The sequence below is a fragment of the Zobellella endophytica genome, from assembly GCF_003012775.1.
GTDB classification, from domain to species: Bacteria; Pseudomonadota; Gammaproteobacteria; order Enterobacterales; family Aeromonadaceae; genus Oceanimonas; species Oceanimonas endophytica.
In genome coordinates, this window is record NZ_PXYG01000011.1 from 1 (window position 1) to 16,287 (window position 16,287).

At 60.2% G+C, this 16,287-nt stretch carries 16 protein-coding genes and 1 rRNA gene; 10 read left to right on the forward strand and 7 right to left on the reverse strand.

Annotated elements, in window-relative coordinates; genetic code table 11:
• Window positions 1-81, forward strand: a 5S ribosomal RNA gene (gene rrf, locus C7H85_RS20360); the annotation flags it as partial.
• A gap of 335 nt (window positions 82-416) precedes the next feature.
• Window positions 417-1,796, forward strand: coding sequence for a PhoH family protein (locus tag C7H85_RS17800; RefSeq protein WP_106731055.1), 1,380 nt, complete (start codon window positions 417-419; stop codon window positions 1,794-1,796).
• On the opposite strand, the gene thiQ is transcribed toward C7H85_RS17800, so the two are convergent.
• From thiQ to thiB, 3 genes are read right to left on the reverse strand one after another with little or no spacing between them, the layout of a single operon-like run.
• Window positions 1,793-2,488, reverse strand: a complete 696-nt coding sequence (thiQ, locus tag C7H85_RS17805) for a thiamine ABC transporter ATP-binding protein (RefSeq protein WP_106731056.1) — start codon at window positions 2,486-2,488, stop codon at window positions 1,793-1,795. The genes C7H85_RS17800 and thiQ overlap by 4 nt on opposite strands.
• Window positions 2,472-4,073 carry a thiamine/thiamine pyrophosphate ABC transporter permease gene (gene thiP, locus C7H85_RS17810; RefSeq protein ID WP_106731057.1) on the reverse strand — a complete coding sequence of 534 codons (1,602 nt, stop codon included), beginning with the start codon at window positions 4,071-4,073 and terminating at the stop codon, window positions 2,472-2,474. Before thiP ends, thiQ begins: the two co-directional genes overlap by 17 nt.
• Window positions 4,073-5,056 carry a thiamine ABC transporter substrate binding subunit gene (thiB, locus tag C7H85_RS17815; RefSeq protein WP_106731058.1) on the reverse strand — a complete coding sequence of 328 codons (984 nt, stop codon included), beginning with the start codon at window positions 5,054-5,056 and terminating at the stop codon, window positions 4,073-4,075. The genes thiP and thiB overlap by 1 nt, the downstream gene beginning before the upstream one ends.
• 173 nt (window positions 5,057-5,229) lie before the next feature.
• On the opposite strand from thiB, the gene C7H85_RS17820 reads away from it, so the two are divergent.
• Entirely contained in the window at window positions 5,230-5,520 is a 291-nt protein-coding gene (locus C7H85_RS17820; RefSeq protein WP_106731059.1) for a PilZ domain-containing protein, read from the forward strand.
• 88 nt (window positions 5,521-5,608) lie between these two features.
• Complete coding sequence (locus C7H85_RS17825) at window positions 5,609-6,034, forward strand: acyl-CoA thioesterase (RefSeq protein WP_106731060.1); 426 nt, start codon at window positions 5,609-5,611, stop codon at window positions 6,032-6,034.
• Window positions 6,035-6,065: 31 nt separating this feature from the next.
• Here the strand turns inward: C7H85_RS17825 and leuD are convergent, their stop codons facing one another.
• From leuD to leuA, 4 genes are read right to left on the reverse strand one after another with little or no spacing between them, the layout of a single operon-like run.
• Window positions 6,066-6,665 carry a 3-isopropylmalate dehydratase small subunit gene (gene leuD, locus C7H85_RS17830; RefSeq protein WP_106731061.1) on the reverse strand — a complete coding sequence of 200 codons (600 nt, stop codon included), beginning with the start codon at window positions 6,663-6,665 and terminating at the stop codon, window positions 6,066-6,068.
• 10 nt (window positions 6,666-6,675) lie between these two features.
• A complete protein-coding gene (leuC, locus tag C7H85_RS17835) occupies window positions 6,676-8,073 on the reverse strand; it encodes a 3-isopropylmalate dehydratase large subunit (RefSeq protein ID WP_106731062.1) in 1,398 nt (465 codons plus the stop codon).
• A complete protein-coding gene (gene leuB, locus C7H85_RS17840) occupies window positions 8,073-9,173 on the reverse strand; it encodes a 3-isopropylmalate dehydrogenase (RefSeq protein ID WP_106731063.1) in 1,101 nt (366 codons plus the stop codon). The genes leuC and leuB overlap by 1 nt, the downstream gene beginning before the upstream one ends.
• A gap of 2 nt (window positions 9,174-9,175) precedes the next feature.
• Window positions 9,176-10,741 carry a 2-isopropylmalate synthase gene (gene leuA, locus C7H85_RS17845; RefSeq protein ID WP_106731064.1) on the reverse strand — a complete coding sequence of 522 codons (1,566 nt, stop codon included), beginning with the start codon at window positions 10,739-10,741 and terminating at the stop codon, window positions 9,176-9,178.
• A 469-nt stretch (window positions 10,742-11,210) separates the two neighbouring features.
• Here leuA and C7H85_RS17850 point away from each other — a divergent pair, with 469 nt between their 5' ends.
• The 6 genes from C7H85_RS17850 (at window position 11,211) to C7H85_RS17875 (ending at window position 16,249) form a co-directional block, all read left to right on the forward strand.
• Window positions 11,211-12,125, forward strand: a complete 915-nt coding sequence (locus C7H85_RS17850; RefSeq protein WP_106731065.1) for a hypothetical protein — start codon at window positions 11,211-11,213, stop codon at window positions 12,123-12,125.
• Window positions 12,126-12,429: 304 nt separating this feature from the next.
• The gene (locus C7H85_RS17855) at window positions 12,430-14,148 is read left to right on the forward strand and encodes an acetolactate synthase 3 large subunit (protein ID WP_106731066.1); all 1,719 of its coding nucleotides are present in this window, start codon (window positions 12,430-12,432) and stop codon (window positions 14,146-14,148) included.
• Window positions 14,148-14,642, forward strand: coding sequence for an acetolactate synthase small subunit (gene ilvN, locus C7H85_RS17860; protein WP_106731067.1), 495 nt, complete (start codon window positions 14,148-14,150; stop codon window positions 14,640-14,642). The genes C7H85_RS17855 and ilvN overlap by 1 nt, the downstream gene beginning before the upstream one ends.
• 165 nt (window positions 14,643-14,807) lie before the next feature.
• Window positions 14,808-15,047: a DUF2845 domain-containing protein gene (locus tag C7H85_RS17865; protein ID WP_342749355.1), complete on the forward strand. Its 240-nt coding sequence runs from the start codon at window positions 14,808-14,810 to the stop codon at window positions 15,045-15,047.
• 86 nt (window positions 15,048-15,133) lie between these two features.
• Entirely contained in the window at window positions 15,134-15,853 is a 720-nt protein-coding gene (locus C7H85_RS17870; RefSeq protein ID WP_106731069.1) for a helix-turn-helix transcriptional regulator, read from the forward strand.
• 12 nt (window positions 15,854-15,865) lie between these two features.
• Complete coding sequence (locus C7H85_RS17875; protein ID WP_106731070.1) at window positions 15,866-16,249, forward strand: RidA family protein; 384 nt, start codon at window positions 15,866-15,868, stop codon at window positions 16,247-16,249.
• The last annotated feature ends 38 nt before the right edge of the window (window positions 16,250-16,287 follow it).

Genomic DNA, 16,287 nt, shown 5'->3' on the forward strand with positions numbered 1-16,287 from the left:
CCATGCCGAACTCAGAAGTGAAACGCGACCGCGCCGATGATAGTGTGGCAGCTGCCATGTGAAAGTAGGTCACTGCCAGGCACCCAAATTCAAGAAGCCCTTCACCGATGTGAAGGGCTTTTTTCGTGCTTCTGAAATCGGGATTCAATCAGAGTCCCTGCCTTTCACTCCTTTCGAATGGTTCTCAATAAGGTCCCTGTCTGTTTTTTTGCTGTGAACGGGATCACATAAATTTCTGGTCTAGGGATCCTCTTTGTGATTTAGTGAGTTAACCCTCGTTCACCGACTTTATCTCACAGCAAGCAGTTGCAGTACCTGACAAAACGTCATAGCGTTAAATTGTAATAAAGCTGTCATTACACAGTGCTTTAACTGGGTGATGATCATCACAGGGGCCAAGCCCGGGGAGCATGCCTATGGACGGCAACGACCGTAAACGCTTTATTCTGGATACCAACGTACTCCTGCACGAACCTCTCTCCATCTATTCCTTCAAGGAACACAATGTCGTCATACCCATGACGGTGCTCGAAGAGCTGGACCGCATCAAGGACCGGCAAAAAGACGTCAGCCGTGATGCCCGGGTAGCGATACGTGCCCTCGAGGATATATTTCATGATGCCACGCCGGAACAGATCGTCGCCGGGGTTCCCTTGGGGCTGAAGGATGACGAGGCTTCAGGCACCATCGCCATCATTTCGGACCGGCACCTGCCGGAAGGGTATGCCATCTTCACCGACGATGAGGCCGACAACCGCATCATCAATACCGCGTTGTATCTGCAAAAGCACAATGCGGAAGGCATGGCGGTACTGGTGACCAAAGACATCAATATGCGGCTCAAGGCCAAGGGGGCCGGCCTGCAGAACGTGGAGGATTACCGCTCCGACCAGCTGGTGGACGACATTCGCCTGCTGTCGAAGGGCTTTAATCATATAGAAGACAGCTTCTGGGATAGGGTCGGCGAATGCGACAGCGAAACTCACGGCCGGGAGGTGATCCACACCGTGGCCGAAGAGCTGCTGCCCGGCGCCCATATCAACCAGTTCCTGGTCGACGATACCGATGATTTTGCCGGCCGAGTGCTGACTAAAGGCGAAGGCAAGGTTCGCTTCGTCGATCTGGGGCGGGAGCGGATGATGGGGCGCAAGGCCTGGGGTATACATCCCAAGAACATTTATCAGGCCATGGCGCTGGATGCCTTGCTGGATCCGCACATTGACCTGGTGATCCTGACCGGTCCGGCGGGGTGTGGCAAGACCCTGCTGGCGATGGCCTCGGCCCTGGAGATGACCATCGAGAAAGGGATTTACGACAGGGTCATCGTGACCCGGAACACACCCGAGATTGCCGAGAGCATCGGCTTTCTGCCCGGCACGGAGGAAGAGAAGATGGCTCCCTGGCTGGCGGCGATCACCGACACCCTAGAAGTGCTGCACAAGCAGGACGAATGCATGGACGGCTCGCTCAGTTACATCATGGGCAAGGCCAATATTCAGTTCAAATCGGTCAACTTTATGCGCGGACGCAGCATTCAGAACACCTTCGTGCTGCTGGATGAGTGCCAGAACCTCACCGCGTCTCAGTTGAAGACCATCATCACCCGCTGTGGCGAAGGTACCAAGCTGGTGTGTTCGGGTAACCTGGCGCAGATTGACTCCAATTATCTGACCCCGGTGACCTCCGGGCTGACTTATATCGTGGAACGTTTCAAGGATTTTGAAGGCAGCGCCAATATCTACCTCAACGGTGTGGTGCGCAGCCGGCTGGCCTCCTTTGCGGAAGAAAACCTCTAACCGCCCAAATAGGCACTGAGCTCAGGGGTCCGGGGGGCTGACAACAGCTCCCCGTTACCGCTTTCCCAAATGGTTCCGTTATAAACGAAGGCAAGGCCGTCGGCGATCCTGGCGGCTTCGTCCGGATGATGCGTGACCAGCAGTACCGTCAGCCCCAGCCGGTCGGTCTGCTGGCGTAACAGCTCGAGCAGCTCGAAGCGCAAGGCCGGGTCCAGGGCCGAGAAGGGTTCATCCAGCAGCAGGACCGGCTGCCGGCGCGCCAGGCAACGGGCCAGTCCGACCCGCTGCTGTTGCCCCCCGGAAAGGGTGGCTGGCTTGCGCGCCAGCAGGGACTCGATCCCCAGCTGCCGGGCTGCGGTCATCACCTCGGCATCCTGTTGTGGACTCAGCCGCAGCGAAGGTGACAGGCCGATGGCAATATTCTGATATACCGTCATATGCCAGAACAGGTTGTTGTCCTGGAACAGGGTGGTGATGGGGCGCTGTGCCGGCGCCAACGGCAGCAGATCCCGCCCGTCAAAACGCAAGTCTCCGGAGGTTATCTTCGAAAATCCTGCCAGCATGGACAACAGGGTGGATTTACCGGCGCCGCTGGGGCCGATCAGTGCGGTAATGGCGCCGGCGGGGGCCTGGAGGGAAAAACACAATTCCTGCTCCGGATAGCGGGCGGTCAGTTTATTCAGCTCGAGCATCTTTGCCCCCCAGAACCCCTTCGATCAACAGGAACAGGCCCAGGCTCAGCAACAGCAACAGCAGGGCGGTAGCGGCGGCATCGGCCATCTGGTAATTACCCAACTGCTGGTACAGCAGCCAGGGCAGGGTTTGCAACTGCTGGCTGCCAAACAGGGCAATGGCACTGAGATCCCCCAGCGACAGCATCATCGCCAGGGCCAGGGTCAGCGCCATGGGTTTACGCAGTTGCGGCCACTCGACCCGGCGGGCACGGGCCAGACCCTGAATATCCAGGCTGGCACAGAGTCGGTCGTACTGGCGGGCCACGCGCTCCATGGGTAGCTGCAAGGTCCGCAGGCCATAGGGCAGTGCCATCAGGGCATTGACCAGCAGCACCAGTATCGGCCCCAGGGCAAACACGTCGGCGATATTGCGCAACAGGATAAAAAGCCCGGTGGACAGCACCACGGCGGGCAGCACCAGGATCACCGAGCCGGTGGCCTCCAGCATGGCCGCACCCGTCCGGTGCTCCAGGTGCAGGCGCAGATAACGGCTGCTGTACAGCAACCCCAGGGTTAGCAGCAGCGACAGCAGGCCCGCGCCGGCGGCGATCCACAATGAGGTCAGCACAGACAACCATAAACGGGGTGAGCTCAGCGCCGGCCACAGTTGCGGATTGAAACCGGCGGTAACGATGGCCAGCAGCGGCGGGAGAAAAATCGCCAGGCAGCCTCCCAGTACCAGAGTATCCCATAATCGGATCAGGGGGGCCCGCCGATCCGGGCGCTCAATCCGGTTTCCGCCGCCCGGCTGATGAAGCTGGGGGTGGCTCAGCCAGTACTGCAGGGCCAGAAAACCGCAGCAGAACAACAGTTGCAGCAGGGCCAGCATGCCGGCCAGCGGTAGATCGAAATCAAAGCGCAGGGCCTGGTAAATGGCGACTTCCAGGGTAGTGGATCTGGGCCCTCCGCCGAGCGCCATGACGGTAGCGAAGCTGGTGAAACAGAGCATGAAGATCATGCTGGCCAGGGCCGGCAGGGCGCTGCGCATGGCCGGCCATTCCAGCCAGCGGAACAGCTGACAGCCGTTGAAGCCCAGTTGACTGGCCAGCCGCCACTGGCTCTGGGGTACCGCTTCTATACCTTGCAGCAGCACGCGGGCCGCCAATGGCATATTGAAGAACACGTGGGCCAGCAGTATGCCGGGCAGGCCATAGAGGTAGCTGACGGGCTCCATGCCGACCAGGAGCAGCAGTTGATTGACCCAGCCCTGCCGGCCATGGACGGCGACAATGCCGAACACCACCAGGATCACCGGCAATACCAGCGATAGCCCGAACAGCCGCAACAACAGGACACGACCTGGGAAGTAGCGGCGCGACAGCGTCTGGGCCAGGGGGATGGCCAGCAGCAGGCTGAACAGGGTCGACAGGGCCGCCTGATAGAAGCTGAACCAGATGACGTGGCGCAGATAGCTGTCACTCAATAACTGCCCGATGGAGGCCTGGCCGCTCTGCAGTAATAAGGCCACAATGGGCCCAGCGGTGAGCAGCAGTATACCGGCGAGGCTGAGGCCGCCCGGTAACCACCAGCGTCGTACCGGCATCAATGGGTAACCGAGGACAGCCACTGTCGGAGCCAGCTCTGGCGGCGTTCGGCTACTTCCTGGGAACTGAAGCTGAGCGCCTGGGTAGGCTGAACCAGGGTCTTGAAGCCGGCGGGCAGTTCGGTGTCTATCACCGGGTACATCCAGTTGCCGGCGGGAATATGGTTTTGGAAGCCGGGGCTGACCATGAATTGCAGGAAGCGGTCGGCCAGCTCCGGCTGTTGGCTGGTATTGAGCCTGGCCGCTACTTCCACCTGCAGGTAGTGACCTTCCTCGAAACCGGCGGCCCGATACTGGGTCTTCTGCTCCGCCTCGATGTGGTAGGCGGGGGAAGTGGTGTAGGACAGCACCAGATCCGCCTCGCCCTTGAGGAACATACCGTAGGACTCGCTCCAGCCCTTGGTGACGGAGACGGTGCGTTTGGCCAGGTTCTGCCAGACTTCGGGCGCCTTGTCGCCGTACAGCTTCTGAACCCACAGCATCAGGCCCTGGCCCGGGGTGCTGGTGCGCGGATCCTGGTACAGCAGGGTCAGCTTGGGGCGTTCCAGCAACTCGGCGAAGCTGGCGGGGGGATTGGCGAGGCGCTCGGTGTCGTAGATAAAGGCGAAGTAGCCGTAGTCGAAGGGCAGGAACACCGGGTCATTCCAGCCGCCGGGGACCTGGAGCCCCTCGGGAGATTGGCCATGCTCGGCCAGCAGGCCGGTGTCCTTGGCGGCCTGCAGCAGGTTGTTGTCCAGTCCCAGCACGATATCGGCCTTGGTGTTGGCGCCTTCGAGTCGCAGCCGGTTGAGGATCGACACCCCATCGTCCAGGGCCACCAGCTCAAGATTGCAGTCACATTCCGCCTCGAAGGTCTGCTCGATGGCCGGGCCTGGTCCCCAATCGGACGCAAATGAGCTATAGGTATAGATGGTCAGGGTCGGGGTTTGCGCCGCGGCCTGGCCGGCGGCGAGCAGGGGCAGGGCTATCAGGACTTTTTTCACTGGGCCACTCCTTGGTGGATAGGGTAAGGCCGAGTGCTCAAATCCCTTTGCCGGCATGACCCGGCTCAGGTGCACGAGTATGATCTCAGCGGCTGGCCGCACCCGTTTGAGAATGGCCGCCATTGTAGGGCTATTCTTTTTGCTAAACCAGTTTCTTATAAGGATGACGACCCATGATGCCAGCCCATGAAGAACATCGTTTTTACAGCCGCATGCAACTGGATGCCAAGGTGATCCTGGCCACCAGCAAGGAGAGGGTAGAAGCCGTATGCCGCAACCTCAGTGCCGAGGGTGTACTGCTGGAAGTGGCGGCCGGCAAGTGTCAGGCCGGGCAGCAATGGCACCTGGTACTGCCCTCCACGGATCCTCATATCGAGCCGTTGATGGCAACGGCAACGGTGCTGCGGGTTGACGCGGGAGCAGAGAACGATCGGGTGGCCCTGAGGCTGAGCGACGTACACTAGCGAGGAGGGCGCTTTCCTGAATGTTAATTGAATGTTTTTGTTGTTGTGGTTAGAGTAAAAAACCTAATTCAGTTCGGGAAGCCCTCACATGTCCAAAGATGAACGTCATTTTCCGGTCAGCATCGAGATCCCCGTCGCCTGGGGCGAGATGGATGCGCTCAACCACGTCAACAACGTGGTTTACTTTCGCTATTTCGAAACCGTGCGTATCGAGTATCTGCGTCGTATCGGCATGCTGGATGTACTGAGCACCCAGGGCGTGGGACCGGTGCTGGCGGAGACCTCCGCCCGCTATCGCCGCCCGGTGACCTTTCCCGATACCCTGACTGCCCAGGCCCGGGTCAGCCAACTGGATGAACACGGCTTTACCATGGAGTACCGCATTGTCAGCCAGGCCCAGCAGACGGTGACCACCGAAGGCTCGGCGCGGGTGGTGATGGTGGATTTCGGCAGCGGTCGCAAGGCGCCGCTCGGCGAGGAGTTGAAACAGCGGCTGCTGCAGTTGGAGGGATAAGACAACGCCGGCTGCGCCGGCGTTGTGGTGATTACAACCAGCTCGGTTGCTTGGCCTCGTAGGTGTCGATCTGATCTGCGTGTTGCAGGGTCAGACCGATATTGTCCAGGCCGTTGAGCAGGCAGTAGCGGCGGAACTCGTCGATCTCGAAGGGAAAGGCGAGCTTGCCGGCCTTCACCTGCTGGGCTTCCAGATCCACGGTTATCTCGGCGCCCTTGTCGGCGTTCACGTACTGGAACAGGGCGTCCACCTGCTCTTCGCTCAGCCGCACCGGCACCATGCCATTGTTGATGGCGTTGCCGTAGAAGATATCGGCGAAGCTCGGCGCTATGACGGCCTTGAGGCCGAAGTCGGCCAGGGCCCAGGGGGCGTGCTCGCGGCTGGAGCCGCAGCCGAAGTTTTCCCGGGCCAGCAGGATCACCGCCTGATCGTAAGGCGCCTGGTTGAGCACGAACTCGGGATTGGGCTGGTTGCCCGCATCGTCCAGAAAACGCGAGTCGTGGAACAGGTGCTTGCCGAAGCCGGACCGGGTCACCTTCTGCAGGAACTGCTTGGGAATGATCTGATCGGTGTCTACGTTGGCCGCGTCCAGGGGGGCGGCGATACCGGTTAATTGCTTGAATCCGCTCATGGTTTACCCCTTATAAATCCCGGATGTCGACGAAGTGACCGAACACGGCGGCGGCGGCGGCCATGGCCGGGCTCACCAGATGGGTGCGGCCACCGCGGCCCTGACGGCCTTCGAAGTTACGGTTGCTGGTGGCGGCACAACGCTCGCCCGGCTCCAGCCGGTCGTTGTTCATGGCCAGGCACATGGAACAGCCGGGCAGACGCCACTCGAAGCCCGCTTCGATAAAGATGTTGTCCAGCCCTTCCGCTTCTGCCTGGGCCTTCACCTGCTGGGAGCCGGGTACCACCAGCGCCTGTACCCCGACGGCGACCTTGCGGCCGCGGGCGATGGCGGCGGCGGCGCGCAGATCCTCGATGCGGCTGTTGGTGCAGGAGCCGATGAATACCTTGTCGATGCTGACGTCGGTGAGTTTCTGGCCCGCTTCCAGCGCCATGTATTGTAACGCCTTGGCGGCGGACTGGCGCTCGATGGCATCGTCGAAGTCTTCCGGTGCCGGAATGGTGCCGTTCACCGGCATCACCTGGCCCGGGTTGGTGCCCCAGGTCACCTGGGGCGCGATCTCGGCACCATCCAGCTCGACCACGGCGTCGAAGGTGGCATCCGCGTCGGACTTCAGGGCCTGCCAGTAGGCAACCGCCGCTTCCCACTGCTCGCCCTCGGGGGCGAAGGGCTTGCCCTTGAGGTAGTCGAAGGTGGTCTGGTCCGGGGCCACCAGGCCGGCCTTGGCGCCGAGCTCGATGGCCATGTTGCAGATGGTCATGCGCGCTTCCATCGACAGGGACTCGATAACGCTGCCGCAGAATTCCACCACATGGCCGGTGCCGCCGGCGTGGCCGACCTTGCCGATGATGGCCAGTACCACGTCCTTGGCGCTGATGCCCGGTTTGAGTGCGCCGTTGACCTGGATTTTCATGGTCCTGGCCCGGCCCTGCTTCAGGGTCTGGGTGGCCATGACGTGTTCCACTTCGGAAGTGCCGATACCGAAGGCCAGGGCACCGAAGGCGCCATGGGTGGCGGTGTGGGAGTCGCCGCAGACGATGGTGGTGCCGGGCAGGGTCAGGCCCAGCTCGGGGCCGATCACGTGCACTATGCCCTGGTACTTGTGGTGCAGGTCATAGAGGGGCACGCCGAACTCTTCACAGTTCCTGGCCAGGGTTTCCATCTGGATGCGGGCCATCTCGCCGGAGGCGGCGATGTCGTTGGTCTGGGTGGAGACGTTGTGATCCATGGTCGCCCAGGTGCGGTCCGGGCGGCGCAGCTGGCGGCCCTTTTCGCGCAGGCCGTCGAAGGCCTGGGGCGAGGTGACTTCGTGCACCAGGTGGCGGTCGATGTAGAGCAGCGGGGTTTCACCGGCTTCATCGCGCACCAGGTGGGCGTCGAAAACTTTCTGATAGAGGGTCTTGGCCATTAGTTTGCTCTCCTGATGCGCGCGACTATCTGCTCACCCATTTGACTGGTGCTCTGTACCGGATGTTCGGCGTCGGCACTGTAAAGATCACCGGTGAAATAACCGGCGGCCAGGGTTTCGCTCACGGCCCGCTCTATGGCCTGGGCGGCCTCTTCCTGCTTGAAGCTGTAACGCAGCATCAGGGCGGCCGAGAGGATCTGGGCGATGGGGTTGGCGATGTCCTTGCCGGCGATATCCGGGGCGGTACCGCCGGCCGGCTCGTACAGGCCGAAGCCCTTGTCGTTCAGGCTGACCGAGGGCAGCAGGCCCATGGAGCCGGTGATCATCGCCATCTCGTCGGAGATGATATCGCCGAACAGGTTCGAGCACAGCAGCACGTCGAACTGGGACGGATCCTTGATCAACTGCATGGTGGCGTTGTCGATATAGATGTGGTTCAGAGTCACGTCCGGGTAATCCCTGGCCACCTCGATCACCACTTCCCGCCACAGGATGGAAGTCTGCAGCACGTTGGCCTTGTCCACCGAAGTAACCAGGCCGCGACGGCCGCGGGCCGCCTCGAACGCCAGCCGGGCGATGCGCTCGATCTCGTAACGGTGATAGACCTCGGTGTCGAACGCCTTTTCTTCGGGACCCGAGCCTTCCCGGCCCTTGGGCTGGCCGAAATAGATACCGCCGGTCAGTTCACGCATGCACAGGATATCGAAGCCGCGGGCGCTGATGTCGGCGCGCAGCGGCGAGAAGCCTTCCAGCCCCCGGTAGATCTTGGCAGGGCGCATATTGCAGAACAGTTTGAAATGGCCGCGCAGGGGCAGCAGGGCACCGCGCTCGGGCTGTTCGTTGGGGGGCAGTTTTTCCCATTTGGGGCCGCCGACCGAGCCGAACAGGATGGCGTCGGCGGCTTCACAGCCGGCCAGGGTCGTCGCCGGCAGCGGAGTGCCGTGGTTGTCGATGGCGATGCCGCCCACGTCATGGTGGGCCAGTTCCAGGCTGAAGCCGAACTCGGCCTGTACCTTGTCCAGCACCCTGAGGGCTTGCGCCATCACTTCGGGGCCGATGCCGTCGCCCGGCAAGACGGCGACCTTGTAGCTTGCACTCATACTCACACTGTCTCCATACGAATTTTCTTTTGGATTTCTTCTTTCTTCTCGGCCACCTGTTCGGCCCGGTAGATGCTGTTGATCACGTGTACCAATGCCTGGGCGGAGGACTCGACGATATCGGTGGCCAGGCCCATGCCGTGGAATTTGCGGCTCTTGTATTCGGCGACGATGTCCACCTGGCCGAGGGCGTCTTTGCCTTCGCCCTTGCTCTTGAGCTCATACTTGTCGATGCGGATGTCGTAGCCGGTCACGCGATTGATGCACTGGTATACCGCATCCACCGGGCCGTTGCCGACGGCGGCCTCGTTGACCACTTCGCCGCCCACCAGCATGCGCACGCTGGCGGTGGACATCACATTGCTGCCGGACTGCACGCTCAGGTACTTGAGCTTGAACTGCTCCGGCTCCTCGTGGATCTGGCTGAAGAATACCAGCGCTTCGAGGTCGTAGTCGAACACCTGACCCTTGCGATCCGCCAAGGCGAGGAAACTCTGGTACAGGCTGTCGAGATCATAATCCTGCTCGGTATAGCCCATCTCGCTCATGCGGTGCTTGATCACATGGCGGCCGGAGCGGGAGGTCAGGTTGAGCTGGTTTTTGGGCAGGCCGATACTCTCGGGGGTGATGATTTCGTAGGTGTTCTTGTTCTTCAGCACGCCATCCTGGTGAATGCCGGAAGAGTGGGCGAAGGCGTTGGCACCAACGATGGCCTTGTTGGGCTGTACCGGCATGTTGCACAGGTTGCGCACCAGCTGGCTGGTCCGGTAGATTTCCTGGTGCTTGATGTTGGTGTGCACCCCGAGCAGCTCGCCGCGGGTCTTCATCACCATGGCCACTTCTTCCAGCGAGCAGTTGCCGGCCCGCTCGCCGATGCCGTTGATGGTGCACTCAATCTGGCGCGCACCCTGCTGCACCGCGGCGATGGAGTTGGCCACCGACATGCCGAGGTCGTCGTGGCAGTGTACGGAAATCACCGCCTGATGAATGTTGGGCACCCGTTCAAACAGGGTTTTGATAATGCCGCCGAACTCGCTCGGCACAGTGTACCCCACGGTATCGGGAATATTGACGGTGCGGGCGCCGGCCTTGATGACCGCTTCGACCATGCGGCACAGGTTGTCGATGGGGGTGCGGCCGGCGTCTTCACAGGAAAACTCCACATCGTCCGTATAGCCGCGAGCGTGTTTGACCGCGGCGACACTCATTTCCACCACAGAGTCGAAATCCTTGCGCAGTTTGCTCTGTACATGGATATCGGAGGTGGAAATAAAGGTGTGGATACGGAACTGGTCCGCCACCCGCAGGGCTTCGCCGGCGGCGTCGATATCGGCCTTGAGCGCGCGGGACAGGGCACATACCCGGCTGTTTTTGATATGACGGGCGATGGTCTGTACCGACTCGAAGTCACCGGGGGAGGAGATGGGGAAGCCCACTTCCATCACGTCCACCCCGAGGCGTTCGAGGGCCAGGGCAATCTGCAGTTTTTCCTTGACCGTCAAACTGGCGGAGAGGGCCTGTTCGCCGTCTCTCAAGGTGGTATCGAAAATAATGACTTGGCTCGACATGTCGCTTCCCCTCTATATGGATCCGTGCCGCCCGCGACAGATATAAAAAACCCGTGCGGATGGCACGGGTTTTAACTTGAATATGTGGATGATGAATTCCAGCTACGCCTAACCCGTGCGCTTGAGCACCTCTAGAGTTAGTAGTAGCCGAACGTGCTTTTGCATATCACTCATCACCGAAAAGAATCCGTCAACAACGCTATACCAATAACGGGAATCTTGACGGCTGTCAACTTTTACCTTGCCAGCTCTCGATGCGGCAGTTTTTCGATAAAGTGTCTGTTTCGGTTTTATTTGGATTAATGTACCTGTTTGTTTTAGTTTTTTGAAACTAAGTACTGTATTTCTCCGTTTTTAGGTTTCATTCATTTATTCCCGGCGACGATCCGGTGGACGAGATCGGGGTCATCGCTTTGTCACCTGAGCGGGAGACACTGGACAGTCCCGAGCAGTAAGGTAAGGAAGATGAATGAGGATAGTGTACGTGCTTGCCGAGGGCGATCATGGGGCGGCCTGTTGCGCCCGGGTGATGGCGGCGGCGGCAGCCGAGATGGGCGTCGAGCTTGACGTCCTGGTAATGAGCGGTATGGCGTGGCTGAAAACGGGGATCTCCGGCCCTTTCCGACAGCGCCTGCAGGGCTACGATCTGTTGCTTGCCGGCAGCAGCTGGGTGGCATTCTTGCTGAGAAAGGCGGGGGCGGGCATGGTCTTGTTGCTGGCTCAGGACGCAGGGCAGGATTGGGTCCGTTTCTGGGGGGTGGAGGTGATCCGGCTCGACTGGTTTCACTTCGGCTTACCGGTGTTACCGCCCATCATCGAGACGGCTGAACCGGACAGTGTGCCCCGGCAGGAGATCGGCCTGTTGCTGCCGTCGATCCCCCTGGACCAGGTCATCGCGGCTTATTCCTACCGGTCCCAGCCGTTGACCGGCTGCCATCCCGCCATCGCCGAGCCGCTGGTCACCGGCTCCCTGACCTTGTTGCCATGGCAACGCTGGCCTCATCTCCTGGCCGGCAGCCATGCTGTGCTCAGCGACGGGTTGCTGAACGTAGTGGCGTCGGCGCTGGCCGGGGGGACCGGCTTGTGGCTGCTGGCGCGGTCGCGGCACTGCCATGCGCCTTTGCTGGCAGAGCTCGAACTGGCTCGACTGGTCGAGGGGCTCGGCGCCCCCCTGCCGACGGCGGCCCGGGAGCCGGCGCTGCGGGTGCGCTACCCGCGGACGGCCACTGCGCTGATGCACTGGCTGGCGGGTGGCCAGCCGATCCCCCTGGTGGAGCTGTGCCGGCAGTTGTGGCGTCAGGTGCTGTTTGCCGAACCTTTGGACGAGCGGCTGCGTGAACTGGGCGGCGAGAACGGGATCCAGTGCGGTGGACTGTTGCGTTAGCCGGAATTGGCCCATTTTTTGCGCGCCGGAAAGGGTTATAAATAGCCTCGGTCGGCGGCGTGGGCCCGGTCTTGCAACAGTTTTTGCAAAGCCCATGGACAAGCGATTTAAAGCAGGTTAAGGTGATTTTTCACCCCTTTTCTGCTTATTTTCAGTCTGACAAGCAGAAGTGATTGTTTAATAAAGATAAAAGCCAGCTACTTTGCTATATTGCGGCGTTTTGACCCGGCCGGGAAGCAAAACCTGCAAACTGGCCTTGGGTAGCGATGGCGACATGAACGGAGCAGAGCCTGGAGGGCTTATCATGGAGATGTTATCAGGCGCGGAAATGGTAGTGCGAGCGCTGGAAGACCAGGGAGTCGAACATATATTCGGTTACCCCGGTGGTTCGGTGCTTGATATCTATGACGCCTTATTTGAAAACAGCAAAATTGAGCATGTGCTGGTGCGCCATGAGCAGGGCGCGGTGCACATGGCCGATGGTTACACCCGGGCCACCGGCAAGGTCGGTACCGTGCTGGTGACCTCGGGGCCGGGGGCGACCAACTGCATTACCGGCATCGCCACGGCCTATATGGATTCCATCCCCATGGTAGTACTTTCCGGCCAGGTTCCCACCAACTACATCGGTGACGATGCCTTCCAGGAAACCGACATGATCGGTATCTCCAGGCCCATCGTCAAACACAGCTTCCTGTGCAAGAAGGCGACCGATATCCCGCTGGCGATTAAAAAGGCCTACTACATCGCGGCCACCGGCCGTCCCGGTCCGGTGGTGGTGGATTTGCCGAAAGACGTGCAGAATCCCAAGGAAAAGCACCCCTACGCCTATCCCAGCTCGGTGGAAATGCGCTCCTATAACCCCACCGGTATCGGGCACAAGGGCCAGATCAAGAAAGCGATGAAGGCCCTGGCCGACGCCAAGCGTCCGGTGATGTACGTGGGTGGTGGCGCCGTGACCGCCGAAGCCAGTGCGCTGGTGATCCAGCTGGCCGAGCTGTTCAACCTGCCGGTAACCAATACCCTGATGGGGTTGGGCAGCATGCCGGGTACCCACAAGCAATTTGTCGGCATGCTGGGCATGCATGGTACCTATGAAGCCAACAAGACCATGCACAACTCGGATCTGATCCTGGCCGTCGGCGCTCGTTTCGACGATCGGGTGACCAACAACGTGGCCAAGTTCTGCCCCCATGCCACCATCGTGCATGTGGATGTGGACCCCACCTCCATTTCCAAGACCATCAAGGCCCATATTCCCATCGTTGGCTCGGCCGATACGGTGCTGGCGCAGATGCTGGAAACCATTCGTGATCTCGGCCTCAAGACCGACAGCCAGGCGATGAGCGACTGGTGGGCACAAATCGAGCAATGGCGTGCCCGCCACTGCCTGCGCTATGAAAAGAGCGACAAATACATCAAGCCCCAGCAGGTGATCGAGACCATGTACCGCATCACCAAAGGGGAGGCGATGGTCAGCTCCGACGTGGGCCAGCACCAGATGTTTGCCGCCCTGTATTATCCGTTCGACAAGCCGCGCCAGTGGATAAACTCCGGCGGTCTCGGCACCATGGGTTTCGGCCTGCCCGCCGCCATGGGCGCCAAGTTGGCCCGTCCCGAGGCGATTTCGGTGTGCGTGACCGGTGACGGCTCCATCCAGATGAACATTCAGGAACTCTCCACCTGCATGCAATACAACATACCGGTGAAGATCATCTCCATGAACAACAATGCCCTGGGCATGGTGAAACAGTGGCAGAAAATGTTCTACGAAGGACGCCAGAGCCATTCCTACATGGATTCTCTGCCCGATTTCGTCAAGCTGGCGGAAGCCTACGGCCATGTGGGGATCCGGGTCACCGATCCGGCCGAGCTGGAGGCGGCGATGGAGCAATGTTTCTCCCTCACCGACAAGCTGGTGTTTATGGATATTCAGATCGATCCGGAAGAGCATGTGTACCCCATGCAGATCAAGACCGGTGCCATGGATGAAATGTGGTTAAGCAAGACGGAGAGAACCTGATGCGGCGTATTATATCCCTGTTGCTGGAAAACGAGTCCGGCGCCCTGAGCCGGGTGGTGGGGCTGTTTTCCCAGCGCGCCTACAACATCGAGACCCTGACGGTGGCGCCCACCGAGGATCCGACCCTGTCGCGCATGACCATAGTGACCACGGGGGATGACAGGGTGATCGAGCAGATCACCAAGCAGCTCAACAAGCTGGTGGACGTGCTCAAAGTCAGCGACCTGACCGATGGTGACCATATCGAACGTGAAATTGTACTGGTCAAGGTGCGGGCCGACGGGGCCAACCGGGACGAGGTCAAGCGCACCGCCGATATCTTCCGCGGCCAGATAGTGGACGTGACCCCGCACCTGTATACGGTGCAGCTGGTCGGCACCAGCGACAAGCTGGACGCCTTTATCCGCAACATGAGCGAAACCACCGAGGTGGTGGAAGTGGTGCGCAGCGGCGTGTGTGGTGTGTCCCGTGGCGAGAAGTCGCTGCGGGCCTGAGCGCCGGTCCGGACTGAACCGCCTTCGGGCGGTTTTTTATCGCCGGTCGCCGGCCGCCCTTGAGGTGTCGGCCTACTATCCTTAAACAGAGGGAGGCGGCCCATGTTTCACCGGATTTTCATTCTGCTGTTTTGGCTGTGGGCGTGGTCGGCACAGGCCGACAGCATGCGATGTAACAATCACCTGATCATCGATGGCGACCCCATCGCCCTGCTGGTGCTGCACTGTGGCGAGCCCCTGGTGCGGGAGCCCGCCTACCGCTACCTCCGTAATCGTTACGGCCACTGGCATCAGTATCCGGACGGCGAACGCTGGACCTATCACTTCGGCCGCTACCAGTTCATGCAGATAGTCACCATCAGGGACGGGGTTATCACCCGTATCGAGAATGGCCCCAGGGGCTGAGCCGGCGGCGGATGGCGTTTCAAAAAAAGTTGACATATGGCATCATCGGTTGAAAATCTGGTGAAGAAATCCGGTAGGAGCCAGCAATGCCAGCTGAAAGCGAGACAGTACAGCCAGTCAAAAAGGGTGCCAGAAAAAAAGTCTTCAGCCAGCAGGATCGTCAGTTGCTTGCACGTTATGCGGACATGGTCGATGGCCTGGCCGAGATGTTCGGCCAGCACTGCGAAGTGGTGCTGCACTCGCTGGAAGATCTGGAGCATTCGGTGATCAAGATAGCGAATGGCTTCAATACCGGTCGGACCCTTGGTGCTCCCATTACCGATCTGGCGTTGCGCCTGCTGCCCGAGCTGGAGCAGGAAGGGTGTCACCACAGCCCAGCCTATTTCACCCAGAGCCGGCTGGGTGAACCGATGAAATCGACCACCCTGGCGGTACGCAACCTGGATGGCGAGACCATCGGCCTGTTGTGCATCAACCTGCACCTGGCTGCTCCCTTTCATGTGTTCATGGCCGACTTCCTGCCCAAGGCGGCGGAGCTGCCTGAGGTTTCGCCGGAGAACTTCAGCAACAACGTGGAAGAGCTGGTAACGCTGACGGTGGAGCGGACCATCGAGGAGATCAACGCGGATCCGGAAGTGGCCAACAACGCCAAAAACAAGCAGATTGTGATTACCCTCTACGAAAAAGGCATTTTCGACATCAAGGATGCCATCGCCATGGTGTCCAGCAAGCTCAATATATCCAAACACACCGTCTATCTTTATATTCGACAAAAGAAACGCGATGAGGAAGATCACATCGCTTAACCAGGAGAACCCATGACTAAAACTGTAATCGCCACCGACAATGCTCCCGCCGCCATCGGGCCTTATGTACAAGCGACCCGCGTCGGCAACATGATCTACACCTCCGGCCAGATCCCGCTTGATCCGGTGACCATGGATATCGTGGAAGGCGGCATCGAAGCCCAGACCAAGCAGGTGATGGACAACCTGATGGCGGTGCTGGCCGAGGCCGGTGCCGATGCCTCCAGCGTGCTCAAGACCACCTGCTTCCTGTCTGACATGAACAACTTCCTGGCGTTCAACGAAGTCTACGCCAGCTATTTCCTGGCCGGCGCCCCGGCGCGTTCCTGCGTGGAAGTGGCGCGCCTACCGAAAGACGTGCTGGTGGAAGTAGAAGCCGTCGCCTACGTCGAATAATCCCCCGCGGGGACGAGCCGCATCGTCCCCGTCCTTAT

What these genes read in the sequence shown, in the direction of transcription:
- C7H85_RS17855 (WP_106731066.1), top strand. Translation starts at nt 12,430, where the DNA reads ATGGAGATGTTATCAGGCGCGGAAATGGTAGTGCGAGCGCTGGAAGAC.
- leuD (WP_106731061.1), bottom strand. Translation starts at nt 6,665, where the DNA reads ATGAGCGGATTCAAGCAATTAACCGGTATCGCCGCCCCCCTGGACGCG.
- C7H85_RS17870 (WP_106731069.1), top strand. Translation starts at nt 15,134, where the DNA reads ATGCCAGCTGAAAGCGAGACAGTACAGCCAGTCAAAAAGGGTGCCAGA.
- C7H85_RS17865 (WP_342749355.1), top strand. Translation starts at nt 14,808, where the DNA reads ATGCGATGTAACAATCACCTGATCATCGATGGCGACCCCATCGCCCTG.
- C7H85_RS17825 (WP_106731060.1), top strand. Translation starts at nt 5,609, where the DNA reads ATGTCCAAAGATGAACGTCATTTTCCGGTCAGCATCGAGATCCCCGTC.
- C7H85_RS17820 (WP_106731059.1), top strand. Translation starts at nt 5,230, where the DNA reads ATGATGCCAGCCCATGAAGAACATCGTTTTTACAGCCGCATGCAACTG.
- C7H85_RS17875 (WP_106731070.1), top strand. Translation starts at nt 15,866, where the DNA reads ATGACTAAAACTGTAATCGCCACCGACAATGCTCCCGCCGCCATCGGG.
- leuB (WP_106731063.1), bottom strand. Translation starts at nt 9,173, where the DNA reads ATGAGTGCAAGCTACAAGGTCGCCGTCTTGCCGGGCGACGGCATCGGC.
- C7H85_RS17800 (WP_106731055.1), top strand. Translation starts at nt 417, where the DNA reads ATGGACGGCAACGACCGTAAACGCTTTATTCTGGATACCAACGTACTC.
- leuA (WP_106731064.1), bottom strand. Translation starts at nt 10,741, where the DNA reads ATGTCGAGCCAAGTCATTATTTTCGATACCACCTTGAGAGACGGCGAA.
- ilvN (WP_106731067.1), top strand. Translation starts at nt 14,148, where the DNA reads ATGCGGCGTATTATATCCCTGTTGCTGGAAAACGAGTCCGGCGCCCTG.
- thiQ (WP_106731056.1), bottom strand. Translation starts at nt 2,488, where the DNA reads ATGCTCGAGCTGAATAAACTGACCGCCCGCTATCCGGAGCAGGAATTG.
- leuC (WP_106731062.1), bottom strand. Translation starts at nt 8,073, where the DNA reads ATGGCCAAGACCCTCTATCAGAAAGTTTTCGACGCCCACCTGGTGCGC.
- thiP (WP_106731057.1), bottom strand. Translation starts at nt 4,073, where the DNA reads ATGCCGGTACGACGCTGGTGGTTACCGGGCGGCCTCAGCCTCGCCGGT.
- C7H85_RS17850 (WP_106731065.1), top strand. Translation starts at nt 11,211, where the DNA reads ATGAGGATAGTGTACGTGCTTGCCGAGGGCGATCATGGGGCGGCCTGT.